Annotated in this window: 23 protein-coding genes, 1 rRNA gene and 1 riboswitch; of the genes, 16 read left to right on the forward strand and 8 right to left on the reverse strand. The window is 70.1% G+C overall.

The window, feature by feature from the left end:
* From rrf to ACZ6CV_RS30605, 11 genes are all read left to right on the forward strand, one after another.
* Positions 1 to 88, forward strand: a 5S ribosomal RNA gene (gene rrf, locus ACZ6CV_RS30555); the annotation flags it as partial.
* A 153-nt stretch (positions 89 to 241) separates the two neighbouring features.
* Entirely contained in the window at positions 242 to 850 is a 609-nt protein-coding gene (locus ACZ6CV_RS30560) for a CDP-alcohol phosphatidyltransferase family protein (RefSeq protein ID WP_469254218.1), read from the forward strand.
* A 112-nt stretch (positions 851 to 962) separates the two neighbouring features.
* Positions 963 to 3,458: a sugar phosphate nucleotidyltransferase gene (locus ACZ6CV_RS30565; protein WP_469254220.1), complete on the forward strand. Its 2,496-nt coding sequence runs from the start codon at positions 963 to 965 to the stop codon at positions 3,456 to 3,458.
* A gap of 88 nt (positions 3,459 to 3,546) precedes the next feature.
* Positions 3,547 to 4,446 (forward strand): DUF881 domain-containing protein, encoded by a 900-nt coding sequence (locus ACZ6CV_RS30570; protein WP_469254221.1) that lies wholly within the window; start codon positions 3,547 to 3,549, stop codon positions 4,444 to 4,446.
* Positions 4,443 to 4,775 carry a small basic family protein gene (locus tag ACZ6CV_RS30575; protein ID WP_003988855.1) on the forward strand — a complete coding sequence of 111 codons (333 nt, stop codon included), beginning with the start codon at positions 4,443 to 4,445 and terminating at the stop codon, positions 4,773 to 4,775. Before ACZ6CV_RS30570 ends, ACZ6CV_RS30575 begins: the two co-directional genes overlap by 4 nt.
* Before the next feature lie 5 nt (positions 4,776 to 4,780).
* Positions 4,781 to 5,623, forward strand: a complete 843-nt coding sequence (locus ACZ6CV_RS30580) for a DUF881 domain-containing protein (RefSeq protein WP_469254223.1) — start codon at positions 4,781 to 4,783, stop codon at positions 5,621 to 5,623.
* Positions 5,624 to 5,705: 82 nt separating this feature from the next.
* Positions 5,706 to 6,668: an FHA domain-containing protein gene (locus ACZ6CV_RS30585; protein WP_362370799.1), complete on the forward strand. Its 963-nt coding sequence runs from the start codon at positions 5,706 to 5,708 to the stop codon at positions 6,666 to 6,668.
* A gap of 46 nt (positions 6,669 to 6,714) precedes the next feature.
* Positions 6,715 to 7,458, forward strand: a complete 744-nt coding sequence (ftsR, locus tag ACZ6CV_RS30590; RefSeq protein WP_469254224.1) for a transcriptional regulator FtsR — start codon at positions 6,715 to 6,717, stop codon at positions 7,456 to 7,458.
* A 75-nt stretch (positions 7,459 to 7,533) separates the two neighbouring features.
* Positions 7,534 to 8,007, forward strand: coding sequence for a bifunctional nuclease family protein (locus ACZ6CV_RS30595; RefSeq protein ID WP_063795355.1), 474 nt, complete (start codon positions 7,534 to 7,536; stop codon positions 8,005 to 8,007).
* 169 nt (positions 8,008 to 8,176) lie between these two features.
* Positions 8,177 to 8,791, forward strand: coding sequence for a MerR family transcriptional regulator (locus ACZ6CV_RS30600; RefSeq protein ID WP_469254226.1), 615 nt, complete (start codon positions 8,177 to 8,179; stop codon positions 8,789 to 8,791).
* Positions 8,792 to 8,850: 59 nt separating this feature from the next.
* On the forward strand, positions 8,851 to 10,389 hold the full coding sequence (locus tag ACZ6CV_RS30605; protein WP_469254228.1) for a DNA polymerase IV: 1,539 nt from the start codon (positions 8,851 to 8,853) through the stop codon (positions 10,387 to 10,389).
* A 54-nt stretch (positions 10,390 to 10,443) separates the two neighbouring features.
* Here the strand turns inward: ACZ6CV_RS30605 and ACZ6CV_RS30610 are convergent, their stop codons facing one another.
* A complete protein-coding gene (locus ACZ6CV_RS30610) occupies positions 10,444 to 10,824 on the reverse strand; it encodes a PRC-barrel domain-containing protein (RefSeq protein ID WP_469254230.1) in 381 nt (126 codons plus the stop codon).
* Between the two features lie 144 nt (positions 10,825 to 10,968).
* Positions 10,969 to 11,069, forward strand: a riboswitch (glycine riboswitch).
* Between the two features lie 188 nt (positions 11,070 to 11,257).
* Between ACZ6CV_RS30610 and gcvP the strand changes: the two genes are divergently transcribed.
* The gene (gcvP, locus tag ACZ6CV_RS30615) at positions 11,258 to 14,146 is read left to right on the forward strand and encodes an aminomethyl-transferring glycine dehydrogenase (RefSeq protein WP_469254232.1); all 2,889 of its coding nucleotides are present in this window, start codon (positions 11,258 to 11,260) and stop codon (positions 14,144 to 14,146) included.
* Positions 14,147 to 14,270: 124 nt separating this feature from the next.
* Here the strand turns inward: gcvP and ACZ6CV_RS30620 are convergent, their stop codons facing one another.
* Both ACZ6CV_RS30620 and ACZ6CV_RS30625 read right to left on the reverse strand, forming a co-directional pair.
* Positions 14,271 to 14,477, reverse strand: a complete 207-nt coding sequence (locus ACZ6CV_RS30620) for a DUF5999 family protein (protein ID WP_150219870.1) — start codon at positions 14,475 to 14,477, stop codon at positions 14,271 to 14,273.
* Between the two features lie 319 nt (positions 14,478 to 14,796).
* The gene (locus ACZ6CV_RS30625) at positions 14,797 to 15,384 is read right to left on the reverse strand and encodes a hypothetical protein (protein WP_469254234.1); all 588 of its coding nucleotides are present in this window, start codon (positions 15,382 to 15,384) and stop codon (positions 14,797 to 14,799) included.
* 485 nt (positions 15,385 to 15,869) lie between these two features.
* On the opposite strand from ACZ6CV_RS30625, the gene ACZ6CV_RS30630 reads away from it, so the two are divergent.
* Complete coding sequence (locus tag ACZ6CV_RS30630) at positions 15,870 to 17,393, forward strand: glutamate-cysteine ligase family protein (protein WP_469254236.1); 1,524 nt, start codon at positions 15,870 to 15,872, stop codon at positions 17,391 to 17,393.
* A gap of 68 nt (positions 17,394 to 17,461) precedes the next feature.
* Here the strand turns inward: ACZ6CV_RS30630 and ACZ6CV_RS30635 are convergent, their stop codons facing one another.
* Positions 17,462 to 19,237 carry a substrate-binding domain-containing protein gene (locus tag ACZ6CV_RS30635; RefSeq protein ID WP_469254237.1) on the reverse strand — a complete coding sequence of 592 codons (1,776 nt, stop codon included), beginning with the start codon at positions 19,235 to 19,237 and terminating at the stop codon, positions 17,462 to 17,464.
* A gap of 167 nt (positions 19,238 to 19,404) precedes the next feature.
* Between ACZ6CV_RS30635 and ACZ6CV_RS30640 the strand changes: the two genes are divergently transcribed.
* Entirely contained in the window at positions 19,405 to 20,208 is an 804-nt protein-coding gene (locus tag ACZ6CV_RS30640) for a CPBP family intramembrane glutamic endopeptidase (RefSeq protein ID WP_469254239.1), read from the forward strand.
* An 86-nt stretch (positions 20,209 to 20,294) separates the two neighbouring features.
* On the opposite strand, the gene ACZ6CV_RS30645 is transcribed toward ACZ6CV_RS30640, so the two are convergent.
* The 3 genes from ACZ6CV_RS30645 to ACZ6CV_RS30655 form a co-directional block, all read right to left on the reverse strand.
* Positions 20,295 to 21,134 carry a PhzF family phenazine biosynthesis protein gene (locus ACZ6CV_RS30645; RefSeq protein ID WP_469254240.1) on the reverse strand — a complete coding sequence of 280 codons (840 nt, stop codon included), beginning with the start codon at positions 21,132 to 21,134 and terminating at the stop codon, positions 20,295 to 20,297.
* Positions 21,135 to 21,257: 123 nt separating this feature from the next.
* Positions 21,258 to 21,857 carry an ankyrin repeat domain-containing protein gene (locus tag ACZ6CV_RS30650; protein WP_469254484.1) on the reverse strand — a complete coding sequence of 200 codons (600 nt, stop codon included), beginning with the start codon at positions 21,855 to 21,857 and terminating at the stop codon, positions 21,258 to 21,260.
* A 155-nt stretch (positions 21,858 to 22,012) separates the two neighbouring features.
* Entirely contained in the window at positions 22,013 to 22,387 is a 375-nt protein-coding gene (locus ACZ6CV_RS30655; protein WP_469254242.1) for a DUF6193 family natural product biosynthesis protein, read from the reverse strand.
* Between the two features lie 184 nt (positions 22,388 to 22,571).
* Between ACZ6CV_RS30655 and ACZ6CV_RS30660 the strand changes: the two genes are divergently transcribed.
* Positions 22,572 to 23,234 (forward strand): PadR family transcriptional regulator, encoded by a 663-nt coding sequence (locus ACZ6CV_RS30660; RefSeq protein ID WP_358708049.1) that lies wholly within the window; start codon positions 22,572 to 22,574, stop codon positions 23,232 to 23,234.
* Positions 23,235 to 23,355: 121 nt separating this feature from the next.
* Here ACZ6CV_RS30660 and ACZ6CV_RS30665 read toward each other — a convergent pair whose 3' ends face one another.
* Positions 23,356 to 23,784 (reverse strand): type II toxin-antitoxin system Rv0910 family toxin, encoded by a 429-nt coding sequence (locus ACZ6CV_RS30665; protein ID WP_469254244.1) that lies wholly within the window; start codon positions 23,782 to 23,784, stop codon positions 23,356 to 23,358.
* A gap of 294 nt (positions 23,785 to 24,078) precedes the next feature.
* Between ACZ6CV_RS30665 and ACZ6CV_RS30670 the strand changes: the two genes are divergently transcribed.
* A complete protein-coding gene (locus ACZ6CV_RS30670; protein ID WP_469254255.1) occupies positions 24,079 to 24,897 on the forward strand; it encodes a putative protein N(5)-glutamine methyltransferase in 819 nt (272 codons plus the stop codon).
* Positions 24,898 to 24,935 lie beyond the last annotated feature (38 nt).

Raw genomic sequence — 24,935 nt, forward strand, 5'->3', positions numbered from 1 at the left:
CGGTTACATTCCGAACCCGGAAGCTAAGCCTCACAGCGCCGATGGTACTGCAGGGGGGACCCTGTGGGAGAGTAGGACGCCGCCGAACTCCTTTTATAGCCGTGGTCCCTGGATTCAATTCCAGGGACCACGGCTTTTTTTGTTTTGCGGTGTGGTGCCGGCACCCCTCTGCACCGGCATGCGGCCACTGAGGGTAAGGTCAGGGGGCATCATTGGCTCTTTCCACACAGGAGGCCCCCGGGTGGAGGTCCAGGAGACACGCGTCCAGACGGACCGTGTCCTCACCATCCCGAACATCCTCAGCATGGCGCGCCTCGCTGGCGTGCCCCTCTTCCTGTGGTTGATCCTCAGGCCGGAGTTCGGGGGGCCCAACAGCGACGGATGGGCGCTGCTCGTCCTGGCGCTCAGCGGGGTCAGCGACTACCTGGACGGCAAGCTCGCCCGGCGCTGGAACCAGATCAGCAACCTGGGGCGGCTCCTCGACCCGGCGGCCGACCGGCTCTATATCCTCTCCACGCTGGTCGGTCTGACCTGGCGGGAGATTCTTCCGCTCTGGCTGGCCGCGGCACTTCTGCTGCGCGAGCTGGTTCTGCTGGTGATGGTCGGCGTCCTCAGGCGGCACGGCTATCCGCCGCCGCAGGTGAACTTTCTGGGCAAGGCCGCGACCTTCAACCTGATGTACGCCTTTCCACTACTGCTCCTCAGCGACGGAAGTGGCTGGCTGGCCACACTCGCTGCTATTTTCGGATGGGCGTTCGCAGGATGGGGTACAACCCTGTATTGGTGGGCAGGGATCCTGTATGTGGTTCAGGTCCGCCGACTTGTCAAGGTGGACAGACTGGCCGATTGAGCTCGCCGATTCGGCGGCTGCAGAGGCTCCACGGCCCGCATCTGACATACGCGGGCCATCCCTGGTGAGCTGGGTCGGCTAGGTCGTCTCTATTGAGGAGGACGTTTCCGACATGAAGGCCGTCGTGATGGCCGGTGGTGAGGGCACGCGCCTTCGCCCCATGACCTCGAGCATGCCCAAGCCGCTCCTTCCTGTGGCCAATCGGCCGATCATGGAGCATGTGCTGCGGCTGCTGAAGAGGCATGGGCTCACCGAGACCGTAGTAACAGTGCAGTTCTTGGCGTCGCTGGTCAAGAACTACTTCGGCGACGGCGAAGAGCTCGGGATGGAGCTCACCTATGCCAACGAAGAAAAGCCACTCGGCACCGCGGGCAGCGTGAAGAACGCCGAGGAAGCGTTGAAGGACGACGCCTTCCTCGTGATCTCCGGTGACGCTCTCACCGACTTCGACCTCTCCGAGCTGATCGCCTTCCACAAGGAAAAGGGCGCGCTCGTCACCGTCTGTCTGACGCGCGTTCCGAATCCGCTGGAATTCGGCATCACCATCGTCGACGAAGAAGGAAAGGTCGAGCGCTTCCTCGAGAAGCCGACCTGGGGGCAGGTCTTCTCCGACACGGTGAACACGGGCATCTATGTGATGGAGCCCGAAGTGTTCGACTACGTCGAGGCCGATACGTCCGTCGACTGGTCCGGTGACGTCTTCCCGCAGCTCATGAAAGAGGGCAAGCCCATCTACGGCTACATCGCCGAGGGCTACTGGGAGGACGTCGGCACGCACGAGAGCTACGTCAAGGCGCAGGCCGACGTGCTGGAGGGCAAGGTCGACGTCGAGCTCGACGGCTTCGAGATCTCGCCCGGCGTGTGGGTCGCCGAAGGGGCCGAGGTGCACCCCGACGCCGTACTGCGCGGGCCGCTGTACGTCGGTGACTACGCCAAGATCGAGGCGAACGCCGAGATCCGTGAGCACACCGTCATCGGCTCGAACGTCGTCGTCAAGGAGGGCGCGTTCCTGCACAAGGCGGTCGTGCACGACAACGTCTACATCGGGCAGCACAGCAATCTGCGGGGCTGCGTCGTCGGTAAGAACACCGACATCATGCGCGCCGCCCGCATCGAGGACGGCGCCGTCATCGGTGACGAGTGCCTGGTCGGTGAAGAATCGATCGTCCAGGGCAACGTCAGGGTCTATCCGTTCAAGACGGTCGAGGCCGGCGCGTTCGTCAACACCTCCGTCATCTGGGAGTCCCGGGGCCAGGCGCACCTCTTCGGGGCGCGCGGTGTGTCCGGCATCCTGAACGTGGAGATCACGCCGGAGCTCGCCGTGCGCCTGGCGGGTGCGTACGCGACGACCCTGAAGAAGGGCTCCACCGTCACCACGGCCCGTGACCACTCCCGTGGTGCACGAGCCCTGAAGCGGGCGGTGATCTCGGCGCTGCAGACCAGCGCCATCGACGTACGGGACCTGGAGAACGTGCCGCTGCCGGTCGCCCGGCAGCAGACGGCGCGAGGCAGCGCCGGCGGCATCATGATCCGGACGACGCCCGGAGTGCCCGACTCCGTCGACATCATGTTCTTCGACGGGCAGGGCGGCGACCTGTCGCAGGGGAGCCAGCGGAAGCTGGACCGGGTGTACGCGCGTCAGGAGTACCGGCGCGCTTTCCCCGGTGAGATCGGCGACCTGCACTTCCCGTCCAGCGTCTTCGACTCGTACACCGGCTCGCTGCTGCGGAACGTCGACACCACCGGCGTCGCGGAGTCGGGCATCAAGGTCGTCGTCGACGCGTCCAACGGAAGCGCCGGCCTCGTACTGCCGAGCCTGCTCGGGAAGCTCGGGGTGGACGCGCTGACCATCAACCCCGGGCTCGACGAGTCCCGGCCCACCGAGACCGCGGACGGGCGCAGGTCCGGGCTTGTGCGGCTCGGCGAGATCGTGGCGTCGGCCAGGGCCGCCTTCGGCGTGCGGTTCGACCCGGTCGGCGAGCGTCTCTCGCTCGTGGACGAGAAGGGGCGGATCGTCGAGGACGATCGGGCGCTGCTGGTCATGCTCGACCTGGTCGCGGCGGAGCGGCGCAGCGGGCGGGTGGCGCTGCCGGTGACGACGACGCGCATCGCCGAGCAGGTCGCGGCGTACCACGGCACCCAGGTGGACTGGACGACCACGTCGCCGGACGACCTGACCAGGGTCGGGCGCGAGGACTCGACGATCTTCGGCGGAGACGGGCGGGGCGGGTTCATCGTTCCCGAGTTCAGTGGCGTCTTCGACGCAACTGCCGCTTTTGTGCGGCTCATCGGGCTCGTGGCACGGACTCAGCTCACCCTGAGCCAGATCGACGCGCGGATCCCGCGGGCGCACGTCCTCAAGCGTGACCTGGCGACGCCATGGGCCGTCAAGGGCCTGGTCATGCGGCGCGTCGTGGAGGCCGCCGGGGACCGTTCCGTGGACACCACCGACGGTGTGCGGGTCGTGGAGGCCGACGGGCGCTGGGTTCTGGTGCTGCCGGACCCCGCGGAGGCCGTCACCCATCTGTGGGCCGAGGGGCCCGACGACGCGTCCGCGCAGGCGCTGTTGGACGAGTGGTCCACGGTGGTGGACAGCGCAGGTCGCTGACCCCTCGCGGAGCCGGGCGGCACCCACAACAGGTGCCGCCCGGCTCGCCGGTGGGGCCATTCGGAGGTAGCCCCCGCGACGTGCGACGATGTGCGGCATGCCGCAGCAGCCCCCCGTTCGGAGCACCCCCTCGCGCCCCCGGCGCCCGGACGCCTCCATGTCGCTGCTCACCACGGTCATGGACCACAGCCTCGACGAGGGATACGCGGAGGCGGCGGCCCGCAAGAAGGCCAGAGGGGACAGGGGTGTCCCTCGCCCGCTGCGGGCCAAACTCGGGCTCGCCGCCGGTCTGGTGCTGGCCGCCCTTGTGGTCACCGTGGGGGCCGCGCAGGCGCGCATAGAGGCCCCGGTGGTGGCCAAGGAGCGCGAGGAGCTCATCGACCGCGTCGAATCGGCCACCGAGGGTGCCGACCAGCTCGAGGACGACGTGGACAAGCTCCGCGACGACGTCGGGGAGCGCCAGGAGGCCGCGCTGAAGAAACACGGCGGCAGCCAGGGCGAGTTGCTGGGTCTCCTTTCGGGCGCAACGGAGGTCCACGGGCCGGGTGTGAAGCTCGTCGTGGACGACAAGAAGCAGGTCGACGCGGGTGGCGGCGGGCCGCGCGAGAGCGCGAGTTTCTCCGACACCGGCCGGGTGCGCGACCGCGACATGCAGCGTGTCGTCAACGGCCTGTGGGAGTCCGGCGCCGAGGCCATCTCCATCAACGACCAGCGGCTCACCGCCCTGTCGGCGATCAGGGCCGCGGGTGACGCGATACTGGTCGACAACAGACCGCTGGTGCCGCCGTATACGGTGCTCGCGGTGGGGGACGCGAAGCGCTTGAGCACCCGGTTCCAGAACAGCCGCGACGGTCAGTACCTGCACGCTCTGCAGGAGAATTTCGGCATCAGGACCAGCATTTCCGTGTCGGACGAGCTCAGGCTGCCGGCAGCGCCGAGCGTGACCGTACGTACAGCAGAGCCGAAGGCAGGAAAGGGCACATCGTGATCGCCGTACTGGGCCTCGTCGTGGGAGTCGTGGCCGGATTGTTGGTTCGGCCCGAGGTTCCGGCGGTGGTCGAGCCGTATCTCCCGATCGCCGTGGTCGCGGCTCTCGACGCCGTGTTCGGTGGTCTGCGGGCCATGCTCGACGGCATCTTCGACGACAAGGTGTTCGTCGTGTCGTTCCTGTCGAACGTCGTGGTGGCCGCGCTGATCGTGTTCCTCGGGGACAAGCTCGGCGTCGGGGCGCAGTTGTCCACCGGCGTCGTCGTCGTCCTCGGCATCCGCATCTTCTCCAACGCCGCCGCGATCCGCCGGCATGTCTTCAGGGCGTGACGCCGATGAGTTCCGACGACAGGCCCGGCCCCAACCCGCGCAGGGAGCTCCCCGCGGAGATCCCGAGCGCGCCCGAGCCACCCTCCGCGCCGCCCACATCCGAAGGGCCCGCGGCGAAGCCGCAGCTCACCGGCAGGCAGCGGCTGAGGCAAGGGCTGTGGCCGCCGCGGGTGACCCGGCCCCAACTCATCGTCGCCCTGCTGCTGTTCGTGCTGGGCCTCGGTCTGGCCATCCAGGTGCGGTCCAACAACGACAGCGGCGCGCTGCGCGGCGCGCGACAAGAAGATCTCGTACGCATCCTCGATGAACTGGATGACCGAACTCAGCGTCTGGAAGAAGAGAAGCGACGCCTCGAGGACCAGCGGACCGGGTTGGAGAACAGCTCGGACCAGGCCGAAGAGGCGCGCAAGCAGACGGTCGAGCGGGAACGCCAACTCGGCATCCTGGCCGGCACGGTGGCGGCCCAGGGGCCCGGCATCACGCTGACCATCGAGGACAAGAAGGGGGCGGTCGAGGCGGACATGCTGCTCGACGCCATTCAGGAGCTGCGCGCCGCCGGCGCCGAGGCGATCCAGATCAACGACGTACGCGTCGTGGCCAACACCTACCTGTCCGACGCCACCGGCGGCGGCGTACGGGTGGACGGTCACAAGGTGGGCGAGCCGTACCTCTTCAAGGTGATCGGCAAGCCGCAGGATCTCGAACCTGCGCTGAACATCCCGGGAGGTGTGGTGCAGACTCTGGAGAAGGAGCAGGCCACGGTGACCGTGGAACGCTCGGAGAAGATCGTCGTGGACGCCTTGCGACCTGCGAAGCGACCTGACTACGCTCGGTCGTCCTCCCAGTGAGGGGCGGACGCATGGGGGCCGCGAGGCGAGGGCATGAGGTTGCGGGGGGTCGGCGCACCGTAAGCGTGGTGCGTGGTGGAAACTGTTTGGTGGCCACAGACGTTGTGAGGATGTCTGGCTCACCGATGAATGCCGGTATGTGCAATCAGGGTTCGTCCTGCCCCACGGGCGGGTCTGTTTCGGTCAAGGGGAATCGCCCGTGAAGTTGTTTGCGAAGTTGTTCGGCAAGAGCGCACGAGAGGACAGCGGCAATCCGGCCACTGCCCGCCACCGTGCCCCGCGCCACGGAGATGGTGAGGAGCAGGGCGCCGAGCGTCCGATGTTCCGCGATCAGGTCGCTGGTCCAGGCGGTGACATTTCGGGCGGACAGGGCGCGTCGTCTGTTGACCCTGCCGGTCCCGGCCGCATAGGTTTCGGGGAACCTTCAACCTCAGGTACGGGTGGAGGGTTCACCCCCGGCCCGTACGCATCGAATGCCCCAGCGGGGCAGCCACGGCAGGAGGACCCGTCCATGCCCCTGGTGTGTACGAGGTGCGGGAACCGCAACGCCGAGGCGAGCCGGTTCTGCTCCAACTGCGGTGCGCCGCTGCGCGCCGGAGCCTCGCCGGAGCGTCCGTCCGAGACGACCTCGACGATCTCCATCTCGGGCCTCGAGGCCTACGACGCCGAGACGACGGGGCAGACCCCGACCCCCGCGCTCTCCCCGGAGGCGCAGGCGGCCGTCGACGCTCTGCCGCTCGGTTCCGCGCTGCTCGTCGTGCGCCGCGGGCCGAACTCGGGCAGCCGTTTCCTGCTCGACGGTGAGCTGACCACGGCGGGGCGTCACCCGCAGAGCGACATCTTCCTCGACGACGTGACGGTGTCGCGGCGCCACGTGGAGTTCCGTCGCGTCCAGGACGGTTCGTTCACCGTCGCCGACGTGGGCAGCCTCAACGGCACGTACGTCAACCGTGAGCGCATCGACTCCGTCGCGCTCTCGAACGGCGACGAGGTGCAGATCGGCAAGTACCGCCTGGTCTTCTACGCGAGCCAGCGGGCCATCTGAACCACCCCCAGACGCGGTCTGGGGGGCACACCCCCAGGGAAGGCCCATGCTTCAAACACCGAGGGGCGGTGCCGACATCGGCACCGCCGCCGCGGACCGTCGGCTGATGAGCATCGGTACCGTGCTGAACCAACTGCGGGACGAGTTTCCCGAGGTCACGATCTCCAAGATCCGGTTCCTGGAGTCCGAGGGGCTCATCGAGCCGCAGCGGACGCCGTCCGGGTACCGGAAGTTCGCCCCGGAGGATGTCGAGCGGCTCGGGCACGTCCTGCGGATGCAGCGGGACCACTATCTGCCGCTCAAGGTCATCCGGGAGCACCTCGACGCGCTGGAGAGGGGCGAGCGCCCTCCCATGCCGTCCCTGGGGCGTCAGCGGGACGGCGGCGACGCCCGGGGCCCGGACGAGGCCGAGGGGCCCACGGCGGCCCGTGTGGGCCGTGACGAGCTGCTGGCCGCGGCCGAGATCGACGAGGTCCAGCTCAGCGAGTGGGAGGCGTACGGTCTGGTCGCCCCGCTGCCGGACGGCGGATACGACGCGGAGGCGGTCACGGTCGCCACGCTCGTCGTGGAACTCGGCCGGTTCGGTATCGAGCCACGGCATCTGCGGGCCATGAAGGCCGCGGCCGAGCGCGAGGCCGGACTCGTCGACCAGGTGGTCGCACCACTGCGGCGGCACCGAAACCCGCAGACCAGGGCCCATGCCGAGGCCCGTACCAAGGAGCTGGCGGGGCTCACCGGCAGGCTGCATTCGGCGCTCGTGCAGACGGCGCTCGGGATCAGACTGCCCTGACCACGCGCGCGTCCGGCCGGTACTCGGCGGGTGCCCGACTACCCAAACCTGCCAGCCACGTCCTAGGGTTGCTGTGTGAACGAGCTCGACGTCGTAGGTGTCCGGGTCGAAATGCCCTCCAACCAGCCGATCGTGCTCCTGCGTGAAGTGGGAGGCGACCGGTACCTTCCCATCTGGATCGGACCAGGTGAGGCGACCGCCATCGCCTTCGCACAGCAGGGCATGGCACCCGCACGGCCGCTGACCCACGACCTGTTCAAGGACGTGCTGGAAGCGGTGGGCCAGGAGCTCTCCGAAGTGCGCATCACGGACCTGCGGGAAGGGGTCTTCTACGCCGAGCTGGTCTTCGCCAGCGGCGTGGAGGTGAGCGCGCGGCCGTCCGACGCCATAGCGCTCGCGCTGCGCACCGGTACGCCGATCTTCGGCAGCGACGGTGTGCTGGACGACGCCGGCATCGCGATCCCGGACGAGCAGGAGGACGAGGTGGAGAAGTTCCGCGAGTTCCTCGACCAGATCTCGCCCGAGGACTTCGGCACCAACAGCCAGTGAGCCGCTTCCGACGGGCCGCGTCGGACCATTCGGCTAGCCTTTCCCGGCTGCGAGGCACGGGAAACCACTCTCAGGGTGATTATCACTCGGCGTGCCGAGTGTGGCGATCGTTGACGAGCCCCTGGCGACTGCCTACCGTCGATGAGGCAGGTCAAGGAGGGAGGTCGGCGTGAGAAGCAGCGGCGACGGTACGGCGGTGGGCGGGCCGTATCCGCTCCACGGCGGCGGGACCGATCACTCTCCGAGTCGCCCCATGGCGGTCCAGGGGAGCGGGGACGCAGTGTCCGGGCACGAGCGGATCGGCTATCGGGGGCCCACCGCGTGCGCGGCAGCGGGCATCACCTATCGACAGCTCGACTACTGGGCCCGTACGGGCCTGGTCGAACCGAGCGTGCGGGCCGCGGGCGGATCGGGGACCCAGCGGCTCTACAGCTTCCGCGACGTGGTCGTCCTGAAGATCGTGAAGCGGTTCCTCGACACCGGTGTGTCCCTGCAGAACATCCGGACGACGGTCCAGCACTTGCGTGAGCGCGGGTTCCAGGACCTGGAGCGGATGACGCTGATGAGCGACGGCGCCACGGTCTACGAGTGCACGTCGCCCGGTGAGGTCCACGAACTGCTCCAGGGCGGCCAGGGCGTCTTCGGGATCGCCGTGGGTGTCGTGTGGCGCGACGTCGAGGCGGCGCTGTCCCAGCTGCACGGGGAGCGCATCGACACCGGCGAGACACTCATCGGACACAACCCGGCCGACGAGCTGGCCAGACGGCGCAACAAGGCCGTCTAGGCCGGGCTCCGGGGCGGTCCGCGGTCGCGTTGTCAGTGGCATAGGGCAGCATCAGAGACGTGAGAAGCGCGCCGACGATTCTGCATCTGGACATGGATGCCTTCTACGCGTCCGCAGAACAGGCCGCGAAACCGAGTCTGCGCGGAAAAGCCGTGGTGGTGGGCGGTCTGGGACCGCGCGGCGTGGTCGCGACCGCGTCCTACGAGGCGCGTCGGTTCGGTGTGCACTCCGCGATGCCCATGGGGCAGGCCCGGCGGCTGGCGCCGAACGCCGCCTATCTCGTACCGCGCTTCGGGCTGTACCGCGAGGTCAGCGAGCAGGTGATGGGGTTGTTGCGGAAGCTGTCGCCGCTCGTGGAGCCGCTCAGCCTGGACGAGGCCTTCGTCGACCTGGAGGCGGGTGGCGTCGCCGACGACGCGGAGTCGGCTCGGGCCGTGGGGGAGCGGCTGCGGACGGACATCAGGGAAGTGACCGGACTGACCGGTTCCGTGGGGCTCGCCGTCTCCAAGATGCTGGCCAAGATCGCCTCCGAGGAGGCCAAGCCGGACGGTCTCCGGCTGATAGCGCCGGGGACCGAGCGGGCCATGCTCGGGCCGATGTCGGTGCGCACGCTGCCGGGTGTGGGCCCGGCCACCGGGGACCATCTGCGGCGGGCCGGGATCATCACGGTCGAGGAGCTCGCGGAGGCCGGCGAGGACGAGCTCGTACGACTCCTGGGCAAGGCGCACGGGGGCTCGCTATACGCGATGGCGCTGGCGCTCGACGAGCGGCCCGTGGTGGCCGAGCGGGAGAGCAAGTCGGTGAGCGTCGAGGACACGTACGACGTGGACATCCACGACCGGGTGCGGATCCGCGGTGAGGTCGCGCGGCTCGCCGACCGGTGTGTGGAGCGGCTGCGGACGGCGGGGCACTCGGGGCGGACCATCGTGCTCAAGGTACGGCGGTTCGACTTCTCCACGCTGACGCGCTCCGAGACGCTGCGCGGGCCCACGGACGACCCCGGGGTGGTGCGGGAGGCCGCGGCGCGGCTCCTTGAGTCCGTGGACACCACGGGAGGGGTGCGGCTCCTCGGTGTCGGCGTCTCAGGCCTCGCGGACTACACGCAGGAGGACCTCTTCGCCCAGGCCCAGGCCCAGGCGCAGGCTCAGGCCGCCGAGGCGCTTGCTCGGGCGGCCGGGGCGGAGGCCGTCGTGGTCGAGTCGGCCGAGGCGGCGGGAGCGGCGCAGGGGGGCGTGGAGGGCGGTTCCGGGGGCGAAGGCGGCGATGCCGGGGCCGGTGACGTCGTGGCCGAGGAGTCGGTGGCGCTCGGTGAGCGGCGGTGGGTGGCTGGGATCGACGTACGGCACAGCGAGTACGGGCACGGGTGGGTCCAGGGGAGCGGGCTCGGGCGGGTGACGGTGCGCTTCGAGACGCCGTATTCGGCTCCGGGACGGGTGAAGACCTTCCGGACGGACGACCCGGATCTGGTGCCCGCCGAGCCGCTGCCACTGGTCGCCGCGGTGCCGCTGGGGGCGGTGGCCGGGGCGGAGCCCGGAAAGGGGCTCGAGAACGCCTCCGGTGTCGCTCGGGCGGAGGTGGGGGACCAGGGGGAGGGCTGAGGCCGCCGGCAGAAGGGATCAGGACGGGATCAGGACGGCGTCAGGGGGATGGCGTCAGGGGGATTCCGTGCCCGCGATGCGGCCGAAGGTCTGGTCGGGTGGAGGCGGCGTCCGCGGTGGTGTCGTGTCCAGGCCGTAGTGGTGGTAGAGCTGGAGTTCCTGCTCGGGGGAGAGGTGGCGGCCCACCCCGAAGTCCGGGGCGTCCTTGATCAGGTCGTGGTCGAAGGGGATCCGTACGGTGCCGTCCTCGCCCAGCTCGCTCGGCTCCAGCGGCACGAAGGCGTCGCGGCTGAACAGGCCGGTGCGTATGGCGGCCCACTCCGGGGCCCCGGTGGCGTCGTCGAGGTAGACCTCGTCGATCGTGCCGATCTTCGTCCCGTTCCGGTCGAACGCCTTGCGGCCGATCAGATTGCGCGGATCGATGTCGGTCTGCACGGGCCCTCCAGATGGTCGCGGGTTGTCGAAACCGGGCGTAACTCATCCTTATTCGTTCGTAGTCACTACGAAAGAGCACTTCGGGGCAGGTGGCCACTCGAGGGATCGGCCGTGGTCCTCGCTGGTAGGCTGGCGTTCGGCTGTTGACCCCGTGCGGGAGAGCTCTCCGGAACACGGTTCCCGGAGGCGCCGAAGGAGCAAATCCTCCCCGGAATCTCTCAGGCATCCAGTACCGCACGGACGAGGTCACTCTGGAAAGCAGGGCGGGCGTCGGGCGGGCACGTTCGAAACCCCTCCTCACCGACGGTGAAAGCAGATCTGTCGACATGACGGGACTGTGAAGCTCTCAGGTTGAGATGACAGAGGGGGAGGCCGTCCGGGTACCCGCGCCGTGGTACCCCTCGCAGGTCGTGCAGACCAGGAGGCCTCCGCCATGACTGCCACCAATCGCATCCCGCTCTCCGCGCTCGAGCAGGGCATCCCCTTCGAGGAGCGGCACATCGGGCCCGATGCGGAAGCGCGGGCCAAGATGCTCGCCCAGGTCGGGTACGGCTCGCTCGACGAGCTGACGGCCGCCGCGGTGCCGGATGTGATCAAGAACGCCGAGGCGCTGGACCTGCCCGGCGCGCGCACCGAGGCCGAGGTGCTGGCCGAGCTGCGCTCCCTCGCCGACCGCAACCAGGTCCTCGACTCCATGATCGGACTCGGGTACTACGGCACGTTCACGCCGCCCGTCATCCTGCGGAACGTGATGGAGAACCCCGCCTGGTACACCGCGTACACGCCGTACCAGCCGGAGATCTCGCAGGGCCGCCTGGAGGCGCTGCTCAACTTCCAGACCATGGTCGCCGAGCTGACCGGCCTGCCCACCTCCGGGGCCTCGCTCCTCGACGAGGGCACCGCCGCCGCCGAGGCCATGGCGCTGTCCCGGCGCATGGGCAAGGTCAAGAACGGCGTCTTCGTCGTCGACGCCGACGCGCTGCCGCAGACCATCGCCGTCATCCAGACCCGCGCCGAGCCCACCGGCGTCGAGATCGTGGTCGCCGACCTGAGCGACGGCATCCCCGCCGAGGTCGCCGAGCGCGGTGTCGTCGGCGTCCTCGTGCAGTACCCGGGCGCCTCCGGTGCCGTACGGGACATCAAGCCGCTCATCGACCAGGCGCACGAGATCGGCGCCGTCGTCACCGTCGCCGCCGACCTGCTCGCCCTGACGCTGCTCACCTCTCCCGGCGAGCTGGGCGCCGACATCGCCGTCGGCACGACGCAGCGCTTCGGTGTGCCGATGGGCTTCGGCGGCCCGCACGCCGGTTACATGGCGGTGCGCGAGAAGTTCGCGCGCAGCCTCCCCGGGCGCCTCGTCGGCGTCTCCGTCGACGCCGACGGCAACAAGGCCTACCGGCTCGCGCTGCAGACCCGTGAGCAGCACATCCGCCGCGAGAAGGCCACCAGCAACATCTGCACCGCTCAGGTGCTGCTCGCGGTCATGGCCGGAATGTACGCCGTCTACCACGGCCCCGAGGGCCTGAAGGCCATCGCCCGGCGCACCCACCGGTACGCGACGCTGCTCGCGGCCGGGCTCACGGCCGGCGGCGTCGAAGTCGTGCATGGCGCCTACTTCGACACCCTGACCGTGCGCGCCGAGGGCCGCGCGGAGGAGCTCGTCGCGGCCGCCCGCGAAGGCGGCGTGAACATCCGCCTGGTCGACGCCGACCACGTCTCCCTCGCCTGTGACGAGACCACCACGCGGGCCCAACTCGCCGCAGTGTGGGGCGCGTTCGGGGTCGAGGCCGACGTCGACGCGCTCGACGCCACCGTCGCGGACACGCTGCCCGACGGCCTGCTGCGCGCGGACGACTACCTCACCCACCCCGTCTTCCACCAGAACCGCTCCGAGACCGCGATGCTGCGCTACCTGCGCAGGCTCGCCGACCGCGACTACGCGCTCGACCGCGGCATGATCCCGCTGGGCTCCTGCACCATGAAGCTCAACGCGACCACCGAGATGGAGCCGGTCACCTGGCCCGAGTTCGGCCAGCTGCACCCCTTCGCCCCTGCCCAGCAGGCGCAGGGCTACCTCACGCTCATCCGCGAGCTGGAGGAGCGCCTCGCCGAGGTCACCGGGTACGACAAGGTCTCCCTGCAGCCCAACGCCGGCTCGCAGGGTGAGCTGGCCGGTCTGCTCGCCGTCCGCGGCTACCACCGGGCCAACGGTGACGACCAGCGCACCGTCTGCCTCATCCCCTCCTCCGCGCACGGCACCAACGCCGCGAGCGCCGTCATGGCCGGCATGAAGGTCGTCGTGGTCAAGACCGCCGACGACGGCGAGATCGACGTCGAGGACCTGCGCGCCAAGATCGAGAAGCACCGCGACGAGCTGTCGGTGCTGATGATCACCTACCCCTCGACGCACGGCGTCTTCGAGGAGCACGTCGCCGACATCTGCGCCGAGGTCCACGAGGCCGGCGGCCAGGTGTACGTGGACGGGGCCAACCTGAACGCCCTGGTGGGCCTCGCCAAGCCGGGTCACTTCGGCGGCGACGTCTCGCACCTGAACCTGCACAAGACCTTCTGCATCCCGCACGGCGGCGGCGGCCCCGGTGTCGGCCCGGTCGGCGTGCGCGAGCACCTCGCCCCGTACCTGCCGAACCACCCGCTGCAGCCCGCGGCCGGCCCCGAGACCGGTGTCGGTCCGATCTCCGCGGCGCCGTGGGGATCGGCCGGGATCCTGCCGATCTCCTGGTCGTACGTGCGCCTGATGGGCGGCGAGGGCCTGAAGACCGCCACCCAGGTCGCGGTGCTCTCCGCCAACTACATCGCCAAGCGCCTCGAGCCGCACTACCCGGTGCTCTACACCGGCCCCGCCGGTCTCGTCGCGCACGAGTGCATCGTCGATCTGCGCCCGCTCAGCAAGGCGACCGGCGTCAGCGTCGACGACATCGCCAAGCGGCTCATCGACTACGGCTTCCACGCGCCGACCATGTCCTTCCCGGTCGCCGGCACGCTGATGATCGAGCCGACGGAGAGCGAGGACCTGGGCGAGATCGACCGGTTCTGCGACGCGATGATCGCCATCCGCCGGGAGATCGAGAAGGTCGGCGCCGGTGAGTGGAGCGCCGATGACAACCCGCTGCGGAACGCCCCGCACACCGCCGCCGCGCTGAGCGGTGCCTGGGAGCACGGCTACAGCCGCGAGGAGGCCGTCTTCCCGGCCGGTGTCGTCGCCTCGGACAAGTACTGGCCGCCGGTGCGCCGCATCGACCAGGCGTACGGCGACCGGAACCTGGTCTGCTCCTGCCCGCCGCTGGATGCGTACGAGGACTGATCACCGCGCCCGTGTGGCGCGGGCATGCGGCGGGGCCGGTTCGGAGTTCTTCTCCGGGCCGGCCCCTCGTTCTTCGGGTGGTGCGGTGGTGCGGTCCTGCCGTGGTGCGGTGTGCCGGCGGTGGTCAGGCCGCCGTCATGATCCGGTCGGTGCCCAGTGGTCGGTGCGGAGCGATGATCTGTCCGTCCGGCAGCAGCTCACCGGTGTCCTCGAAGAGCAGGACGCCGTTGCACAGCAGGCTCCAGCCCTGTTCCGGGTGGCTCGCCGTGAGGAGCGCGGCTTCCCGGTCGGCGGAGTCGGCTGTCGGGCACGGTGGTTGGTGCTGGCACATGGAAGGGTTCTTTCGCTGCGATGAGATGGCTGTGACGTCGGTCCTGTGGCTCGATGCGGTGTTCATAACCGCCCCCCGTTGTAGTCGGTCCGGTCCCAGTGTTGCCCTCCGCGCCGCAATCCGCAGGGATTTTGCCGCAGCGGTTCCTACTGCTTGAGGACGTATCACCCGCGCGGACGGTTCAGCTCAACTCCACTGTCTTTTCGGGTGGTTAGGGGTGGCCCGAGTGGGCTAGTCCACCTGGGTGGGCAGCACTGTGCCCCGCGGCCGGGGCGGCGGGGCACAGTGCGGACGTACGGGCGACCTCGGCCGGGCGGCCTCAGGCGGGTGAGCTCAGCAGGGGTGCCGGGGTCAGGCGGTGGTTGAGCATCGGAAGGAGCTCGGCGACGCGGTGTGGACGGTGGGCCGCGATGCCGGGCGGTGCGGGAGCCAGGGGTACGAGCAGGTCGGTGGCGGCCAGCGTCCCCTCGGCGCCGTCGTCCGTGCAGTCGCGGTGCAGCCAGAGCGTGAGCATATAGAGCTCCGGCACCGACAGCAGCCGGGGCTGATAGGGCACCGGCATGGCCTCCGCGTGCCGCAGGGACCGCTCCGTGGAGGTGATGTAGGGCCCCTCGAAGAAGTGGGAGAACGCCCAGCCGTCCGGTGTGAGCATCGTGTCGGCCGCGGCGACGGAGCGCTCGCCGCAGCGGATCAGGAAGCGCCAGCCGGAGAGCCGGGTGGTGGGTGACGTCCCCTCGGGAGTGATGCGGTCCAACACGTGGACCGGCAGCGGGAGTTCGGGACTCGTCGGTCCCTGCGCGGCACGCAGGGACGGGGTGCGGGCCTCGCGTACGGCCGTGGGGGAACCGAGTGCCGCGAGGACGCTGCGCAGGGCGGGCGCGGGAGCCGGGGGGACATGCAGCGGCATGGTGGGTCGCCTCTCTCATTCGACAGGCACGGTGGAGCGGGGGCGGGTGCGTGACGGCGCTGTCAGGCTCTGGGTCAGAGGGGCGGGGGCTGGATACCGCGAGCGCCAACTCTCTGCCTAGATTGCGGAGTTTATACGAGGTGTGTTCGGACGGTGTTTCACCTAGACGCAGTGGATATTGCGGACAAGGTGCAAATGCGCCGTCCTTGTGAGACGTTTATCCTGATTTCGCAGGGGCGCTACCGCCGTGACCTCGGATTTCCGCCGGTACGCGGTCGGCCGATTCCTGCCGGTACTTTTGACCAGGTGGTTCGGAACGGAATCTTCACGGTGCCGCATGCCTGGTGAATGTGCCGGACGGCAAGGTGTGTCGAGCGTAGCGTCCGACGGCGGTGCGTGGGGCGTTATCGATCACATTGCCGGGGCATCATCCCCCGTACACAGCGGCCCGACCCACGGCCGCCCGCTCCAGGAGGGACGCTTCGATGGGGGAGAAGGTCGCGGCAGGCACGTTCGACCTGGCCGATCGGCACCACTACCGGGGCAAGCTCCGCGAGTGTCTTGCGGGGCTGGAGCGATTGCTGGCGGAGGAGCGATTCGACCGGCCCAAGAATCTGATGGGCATGGAGATCGAGCTGAATCTCGTCGGGCCCGACGGGTTGCCGAGGATGTTGAATGCGCAGGTACTGGAGCGCATCGCGAGCCGGGATTTCCAGACCGAACTCGGAATGTTCAATCTGGAAGTGAACATTGCCCCGCACCGGCTCGGCGGCCGGGTGCTCGACCGGCTCGCCGAAGAGCTCCGCACCGGCCTCAACTACGCCCACAGAAAAGCCAACGAGGTCGACGCCGGCATTGTCATGATCGGCATTCTGCCGACGCTGAACCGCGCCGATCTGGTCTCCGCGAACCTCTCCGACGTCGACCGCTACGCCCTGCTGAACGACCAGATCGTGGCGGCGCGCGGGGAGCGCTTCGTCCTGGACATCGAGGGCGTGGAGCGGCTGACCTGCACCTCCGCGTCGATCGCGCCGGAGGCGGCGTGCACGTCGGTGCAGCTGCACCTGCAGGTCACGCCGGGCCGCTTCGCCGACGTGTGGAACGCGGCGCAGGCCATCGCCGCGGCGCAGGTCGCCGTCGGGGCCAACGCGCCGTTCCTGTTCGGCCGTGAGCTGTGGCGCGAGTCGCGGCCGCCGCTGTTCCTGCAGTCCACCGACACCCGGACGCCCGAGCTGCAGGCGCAGGGGGTGCGGCCGCGCACCTGGTTCGGGGAGCGGTGGATCACCGGGCCGCTGGAGCTCTTCGAGGAGAACCTGAAGTACTTCCCGGCGCTGCTGCCGCTGCTCGACGAGGAGATCCCGCGCGAGGTCCTGGACGCGGGCGGTGTGCCGCAGCTCGGCGAGCTGGTGCTGCACAACGGCACCGTCTACCGCTGGAACCGCCCGGTGTACGGCATCGCCGACGGCGTCCCGCACCTGCGGGTGGAGAACCGGGTGCTGCCCGCGGGACCCACCATCACCGACGTCATCGCCAACGCCGCCTTCTACTACGGACTGGTGCGGGCTCTCGCCGAGGAGGCGCGGCCCGTCTGGACCCGGCTGCCGTTCGACGCCGCGGCCCGCAACTTCGACGTCGCGTGCCGCGACGGCATCGACGCCACGCTGCAGTGGCCCCGGCGCGGCAGGCTCGGCGGCACGGCGGAAGTGGCGGCCGTGGACCTCGTACGCGACGAGCTGCTGCCGCTCGCGGCCGCGGGTCTGGACGCGTGGGGCGTGGAGGCCGCCGACCGGGACCTCTACCTCGGGGTGATCGAGGAGCGGTGCCGGCTGCGGGTCAATGGGGCGTCCTGGCAGGCGACGACGTACCACCGGGCGCTGGAGGCCGGGATGGCGCGGGAGGCGGCGCTGGCCGCGACCACGCAGCGGTACGGGGAGCTGATGCACACGGGGGAGCCGGTGCACACGTGGCCCGTGGGGCTCAGGCAGCCGGCGGTGCCGCTCGGCGGGTGAGCTCGCGCGTGGCCCGGCGGGCGACTCCGCGTGCGACTCGGCGGCTGATGTCATGCGCGGCTCGGTGGTCAGCCCTGGTTGCTGCCCGCTTCCATGATCGCCTTGAGGATGACCGCGTGGATCTGCGCCGGGTCGTCGACCTGGTGGCCGGAGCCGCCGGTCGCCTCGGCGATCTGCTGGACCTCGTCCTTGTCGGCCTCCGGACCGACGGCGATCGCGATGACCGGCACCGGCCGCCGCGGGTCGGCTAGGTCCTCCAGCCGCGAGATGAGGGCGCTGCGCGAGATGCTGTCCGGGTCCTGGTTGGCGCCGTCGGTCAGGATCACCAGGGCGTTGAACTTGCCGCGCGCGTACGTCGACCTGGCCTCCTTGTAGGCGGCGAGCGTGGTGTCGTAAAGGCCGGTCGCCCCGCCGGGCACGGGCTGCAGCCCGCTGAAGGCCTTGGCCAGACGGTCCCGGTGGGTGGCGCCGCCCTCGCGCCCGCCGAGGCGCTCGGCCGGCTCCAGCTCCCGGTAGTCACGCGTGCCGTCGAGGCGGGTGGCGAACTCCCACAGGCCGATCTCGTCCTCGTCCGTGAAGCCCGCGAGGGCCCGCAGCAGTGAGGACTTGGTGACCTCCATGCGCGACTGGCCCCGGCCCGGCACCAACTGGCGCATGGATTCCGAAGCATCGACGACCGTGTTGAGCCGCGCGCTCTGCACGGTGATCGTCCACATCCCCAGGGTCTCCTGGAGCTGCTTGTCGGAGGGCGGGTCCAGGGACTCCGCCGCGTAGGGCTGCGGGGTGCGGCCTCCGGCGGCGGTGATAAGCCGCTCGGAGGGCCGCTCGAGGTCGGTCCGGAAACCGTGCTCGGCCAGGATCTTCTGGCCCTTCTCGTCGCTGAACATCGTCATGAAGCGCAGCGCCGCGCGGCTCGTGTCGGTGGACATCCGGTCGTCCTCGACGAGCGTGTACGGGTAGTCGAGCCGGGGTGAGCCGTCCTTGGGGTAGAAGAGGTCGAGGTCGTTCTCCTCGCCGGCGCTCTCGTTGTGAGCGAAGGCGGCCTGCTCGGAAATGATCAGGGCCTGGTTGCGGCGCGGGTTGCCCTGTTCGGTGCCGGAGTCGTCGCGGGCCAGGGTCTTCAGGATCCGGCCGTCGCTGTCGGTGGTGCGGGCAGACAGCGACTTTGCCAGTGCGGCGGCCTGGGTGTCGCCCTTGTCGCCGCCCTGTTTCTTCGCGGACGCGCCCAGTTTGGCGAGGGCGAGCAGACCGGTCGCGCTGCGCGCGGGATCGGCGGCGCCCAGCCGGAGTGTGTCGCTCTTCATGGCGGCCGCCGTCAACTTCGGCCAGTCGTACGTCTTCTTGGGCCAGCCCAGGGACTCCGCGGCGGAGGGAATCATGCCGATGCCGACGGGTGACGAGGCGATGTTGCCCGCGGGGGATATCTTGTGCTGCTTCGCGCCGAGGCCCACGCGCCGCACCCACAGGCCGGAGTCCGGCACCCATACGTCGTACTCGGGTTCGCCCTTGCCGGCGCGGAGTTCGGTGGCGACGTCGTACGAGTCGCGGGCGCTCACCCGTACGTCGATGCAGTGGCCGTCGGAGGTGAGCTCCTCCTCGCGGGCGGTGGCGGCGGCCTTGCGCAGGGCCGGGGCGATGGCGGGCGCGGCGACGACGTCGAGGTCCACCGCGTCGTCCGCGCAGGAACCGCCGAAGGAGAGCAGTCCGCTGCCGACCGCCGCCGCCGTGCCACCCGCGATCACCAGGACGAGCGCCGTGGCCAGGGCGACCGTGCGGCCGCGCGCACGCGGCCGGGGGTCGGACGCGGCCGTCCCGTGCTCATCGGGCAAGCTGTGACGTCCCATGGCGGTGGTGCCCCTCCTTGATCGATGAAGCAAGGAAAGAGGGGGCTGTACGCCCGAAACCGGCGTCCGTCCCCCTCGGCCTGTCGCGCACGATCTTCGTAACTTCTTTCGAGACCCTAGCGGGACGAGGATGGGGATGAGGCGGGATTACTCAACTGGAGGCGTCAGTGCAAGCGGAGCCGGGGCCGATGGCCGGTTCTTTTCCAGCGGACGGGCCCTCGCGGCGCACCCTCCGGGATGAGACGTTGCTCGTCCTGGCCCTCTCGCTCGGGGCGAGCGGAGTGTCCGCGCTGATCAGCTTTGTCGGCTCGGTCACCAAGCCGGGTGGTCTCAAGGACCAGGCCGCCACCCTGAACAGTTCGGCGGCGCCGGGGCGTCCCTGGCTGGATTTGGCGTGGCAACTGTTCGGAATCGCCACGGCGTTGGTACCGGTGGCGCTGGTCGCGCACTTCCTGCTGCGGGAGAGGGCGGGGCTGCGGACGATCGGGTTCGACCGGACGCGGCCGTGGCCCGACCTGGGGCGCGGCGCCGCGGTCGCCGCGGTGATCGGCAGCACGGGCATCGCCTTCTACCTGGCGGCGCGCGGGCTCGGCTTCAACCTCACCGTGGTGCCCGAGGACCTGCCGGACGTGTGGTGGAAGTACCCCGTCCTCGTGCTGTCCGCGGTGCAGAACGCGGTCCTGGAGGAGGTGATCGTCGTCGGCTATCTGCTGCGCAGGCTCGGGCAGTTGGGGTGGACGCCGATGGCCGCGCTGGTCGGCAGTTCGGTGCTGCGGGGCTCGTACCACCTGTATCAGGGCATCGGCGGGTTCTTCGGGAACGTCGCGATGGGCGTGGTGTTCGTGCTGCTCTACCGCAGGTGGGGGCGGGTCGGGCCGCTGGTGGTGGCGCACACGCTGCTGGATGTCGGGGCGTTCGTCGGGTACGCGCTGCTCGCGGGGAGGGTGGACTGGCTGCCGACGCCTTCGTGAGAAGGGGCGCGCGGCGGATCGACGGTATCGGTGGTGGGGGCGTACGAGTTGCTCGTACGTCCCCACCACCGTGTCCGTGGGTGCGGTCAGGCGAAGAGCTCGCCCTCGATGACCGTGACCGCGCGGCCGCTCAGCAGGGTGCGGTCGCCGCGCAGCTCCGTGCGGACCAGGCCGGTGCGGGGCGAGGCCTGCAGGCCGGTCAGCCCGGCGCGGCCGATGCGCTCGGACCAGAAGGGGGCGAGGGCGGTGTGCGCGCTGCCCGTCACCGGGTCCTCGTCGATGCCGACGCGCGGGAAGAAGCAGCGCGAGACGAAGTCGTAGTCACCGGAGGGGTTCTCGGCCCTGGCCGTGGCGATGATGCCGCGCTCGGAGTGGCGGACGAGGGCCTTGTGGTCCGGGGTGAGCGACCGGACCGTCTTCTCGTCGGCGAGTTCGACCAGCAGGTCGCCGACCTGCCGGCCCGTGTCGTACGCGGCGAGCGGTGTGGCTCCGAGGGCCTGGGCGATGCCGTCGGGGACGGCGGCCTCGGTGAGCGGGGCGGTCGGAAAGTCCAGGGTGAGGGAGCCGTCCTCGTGCGCGCTCGCCGTGAGGACCCCGCTGCGGGTGGCGAAGCGGACCGTGCCGGACGCGGCGCCCGTGGTGTGCAGGACGTGGGCCGTGGCCAAAGTGGCATGGCCGCAGAGGTCGACCTCGGTGGCGGGTGTGAACCAGCGCAGCGCCCAATCGGCGTCGGCGTCGGCGTCCTCGGGCAGCGGGTGGGCGAAGGCGGTCTCCGCGTGGTTGACCTCCGTGGCCACGTGCTGCAGCCAGGTGTCGTCGGGGAAGGCGTCGAGGAGCAGGACCCCGGCCGGGTTGCCGGCGAAGGGGCGGTCCGTGAAGGCGTCGACGACGCGGATGCGGTGGGATGTCGGAGTCGGAGTCGGCATGGGGTCGACGGTAGAGGGCCGCGCGGGGCGGAGGGTAAGGCCAATCGCGTGTCACTGGACTTGTCTTCGGCGCGGATTGGCTCCTGCGGTCGAGGGCTTCGCCACACCTGGACGGCCGGAAGCTCAGTCCTCGATACCCGCAGCGTGCAGGGCGTCGATGATGAGCGCGTACTTCTGTGCGGCCTCCGGCCACCGCTCGGCGCCTGCGCGGGCCTCGCTCAGCGCCTTCGCTGTCGGTGTCGCGCCCAGGGTGAGCAGTTGGCGCATCACCTGCACCTGCCCGAAGGCAGCCGTCCACTCAAGGGGAGTCTTGTCCTTCATCGTTCCGTTGATGTCCGCGCCATGACGTAGGAGCAAGGCCACGGTCTGCGGGCGCCCCTGCTCGCCGGTCGTCGCTGCCAGCACCAGCGGTACGTGGTTCAGCCTGCCCTGGGCGCCGGTGGGGGCGCCGGCGTCGAGAAGGAGTCCCGCTACTGCCGTGTGCCCGTGCATGGCCGCCACGCACAGCGGCGTCAACTCGCCGTACTCACCCGCTCGCTGCTGCGGATCGGCTCCCGCGGCAAGGAGCAGGCGAACAATCTCGGTATGCCCTGCATGCACCGCGAGATCCAGCGCGGTACGCCTCGCCGTGCTCAGGGCGTCCACCTCGGCACCGGCGTCCAGCCACTGGGCGACCGCGGCCGCGTCTCCGTCCTTGGCAGCTTGTGCCAGCCCATCCGCCATGTTCACGCCTCGATCATGCCCGGCCGTGCGACGTCGCCGAGGAGCGGTCCAGGTTCGATGGCGACGGAGAGACCGTCCCGTCCCGTCTCGGCGAAGGTTGATTAGTCTCAGCGAAGTTTGACCGTGTGAACCGGCGCGGCAGCTCGGCGGCTGGTTCAGTCGACGGAGTTCTTCGGTGGGGGCCACGGTCCGTCGAAGGCCGGGCCGCAGTCAGGGGGCAGGTGGGCCACTACCAGCGCGGCCGCCTCCTGCGGTGTGAGTGACTCTCCCAGGACACGCTGCGGCACGCCCAGCGGCGCGTACACGATGCACGATGTCACGCCCCCCACGATGAACGGCAGGTCGTTGCTCCACGGGTCCTGCGTGTTCCGGTGGAAGCTGAGCGCCCCGTGACTCGGAAAAGGGAACAAGGCCCGCAACCGCGGTTCGGCGTAGGCGGCCGCTATGACCGCCGGCTCCCCCCTCCGTGCCCCGGGATGCCCCTCCAATATCCCGCGCCAGGTCTTCTCGACCACCGTCTCGTCAGCCATGTCGCGATCATGACGTCCGCACCCGGCCAGGACAACCCGCCGCCTCGACGGCCGACATCCGAGCCCAGCTCGCGGGCGGGGGTTGTCGTGCGAGCTGTTCCGATATATCTTTGAGGCATCGCGACAGGTTCGCGACTGATCAAAGATCGGATCGTCCAATCGACTACACCAAGGAGTGATCGCTATGCGTTCCCACGGTTTTGAACACGAGCACGGACGCGGCCATGGACATGGTCGACACGGCGGCCCCGAGGGCCGTGAAGGATTCGGACGCGAAGGATTCGGCGGCTTCGGCGGCTTCGAGGGGCGACGCGGTGCGTTCGGTCCCTTCGGCCCCGGCTTCGGCGGACCCGGTGGACCCGGTGGTCCCTGGGGCGGACGCGGCGGGCGGGGCGGCCCTCGTGGGCGGGCTCGGCGCGGTGACGTACGCGCGTCGATCCTGGCCCTTCTGAAGGACCGGCCCATGCACGGCTACGAAATGATCCAGGAGATCGCCGAGCGCAGCGGCGGGGCGTGGAAGCCCAGTCCCGGCTCGGTCTACCCCACCCTCCAACTCCTGGAGGACGAGGGCCTGATCAGCAGCGCGAGCGAGGGCGGCAAGAAGCTGTTCTCCCTCACGGACGCCGGCCGCGAGGCTGCCGCCGAAGGTCCGGAGGCGCCCTGGGAAGAGGCCGGGCGCGGCGTCGACTGGGAGACGCTGAACGAGATCCGGCAGGCCGGCTTCGGTCTGATGGAGGCGTTCGGCCAGGTCTGGAAGACCGGCAGCAAGGAGCAGCGCGAGAAGGCGGTCTCCGTCATCAACGACGCCCGCAAGAAGCTGTACCTGATCCTCGCCGATGAGGACTGACGTGGTCGGGGCCGAAGGCCCCGCCGCGACGAGGCGCCCCGCACGTATGGTGCGGGGCGCCTCTTTCGTTCTGCCGGTGGAGGTGCGGGAGGGGTGCGGGGTGGGGCAGAGGCGACGGGTGTCACGTCACCAGGTCGTCCAGCTTCCGCAGTGACTCGTTGAGGGCGGCGATCGCCGAGTCCTTGAGCTTGCCCGCCATCAGGGAGACGGCGGCGCCGGTGAACTCGCCCTCGATGCGGACCACCGTGCCGGAACCCTCGGGTGCGAGGGAGTAGCGGGTGGAGACGTTGACGCCCATCGGGCCGTTGCCCGCGATGGCCAGGGTGCGGGCGGTCTCCAGCTCCTCGATGGTCCAGTTGACCTCGGCGGGGAAGCCCATCAGCTTCATGTTCTCCACGAAGGTGCCGCCCGCCTCCAGGGTGGTGGGGCCGCCCTGCGGAAAGCTGGTGTGCGTGGAGTTCCACTCGCCGTACGAGGAGAAGTCGGTGAGCTGAGCCCAGACCTTCTCGGCGGGCGCCTCGATCCGTGCTTCCGCGCTGACTTCGGCCATGCGGCCACCCCTTCCCGTCGGGCGCTGCGACGGCCGCAGCTACGGTGTCGCGGAACGTAGCCGCAGGGTCCGGAACATTCAATACTGATGAACCGTCAGGTTTGCTGCGCCGCGGGTCGGCGTCTGGCCGTGGGGTAGTGTGCTGATGCCCTGTGAGGGACACAGGCGGCGCGCTTTGGAGGTGAGACCCATTACCGCAGTGACAGGTCGGGTGCTCCCCCTTCGCGACCGCGCGGTTCACCCGGCATAGGTGACCGAGGGAGCCCCGTCGGGATCCCGAAAGGTTTTCTTCGCATGTCGGTTCCAGCTTTCTCTTCGGCCCACCCCTTCTCTCTCCCCTCGGCGGACCGCTCCGCCGTCGTCGGCACGCTGCGCGCCGCGGGCTGCGTCTTCGCCGAGGACGAGGCCGAGTTGCTTCTCTCCGCCGCCCGCACCCCGGCCGAACTGGCCGCCATGGTCGAGCGTCGTGCGGGCGGCCTCCCGCTCGAACACGTCCTTGGATGGGCGGAGTTCCGCGGTCTGCGGATCGCCGTGGGCCCGGGGGTCTTCGTGCCGCGCCGTCGCACCGAGTTCCTCGTCGGCCAGGCCGTCGCCCTCGCCGGGCGCGAGCCCGTCGTCGTCGACCTGTGCTGCGGATCGGGCGCGCTCGGCGCCGCGCTCGCCGCCGCCCTGGGCCCCGTCGAGCTGCACGCGGCCGACATCGACCCGGCGGCGGTCCGCTGCGCCCGCCGCAACGTCGCCGGTGCCGGGGGCGAGGTCCACGAGGGCGACCTCTACGACCCGCTGCCCGACGCCCTCCGCGGCCGCGTCGGCATCCTGCTCGCCAACGTCCCGTACGTGCCGACCGGGGAGGTCGGACTGCTGCCCGCCGAGGCCCGCGTCCACGAGGCGCGGGTGGCACTCGACGGCGGGGCGGACGGGCTCGACGTGCTGCGCCGGGTGACCAGGGAGGCGCCCGAGTGGCTCGCTCCCGGTGGCCACCTGCTCTTCGAGACGAGCGAACAGCAGGTGCCCGCCGCCGTCGACGCCGTCGAGCGGGCCGGGCTCGCGGCCCGCGTCGTCGAGGACGAGGAGCTGTACGCGACGGTGGTCATCGGGACGCGGAGCGTCTGAGGGGCTCAGGGGGTGAGGTCCGAGGGCTGCGCGGCGGA

The organism is Streptomyces sp. NPDC041713 (assembly GCF_055591085.1).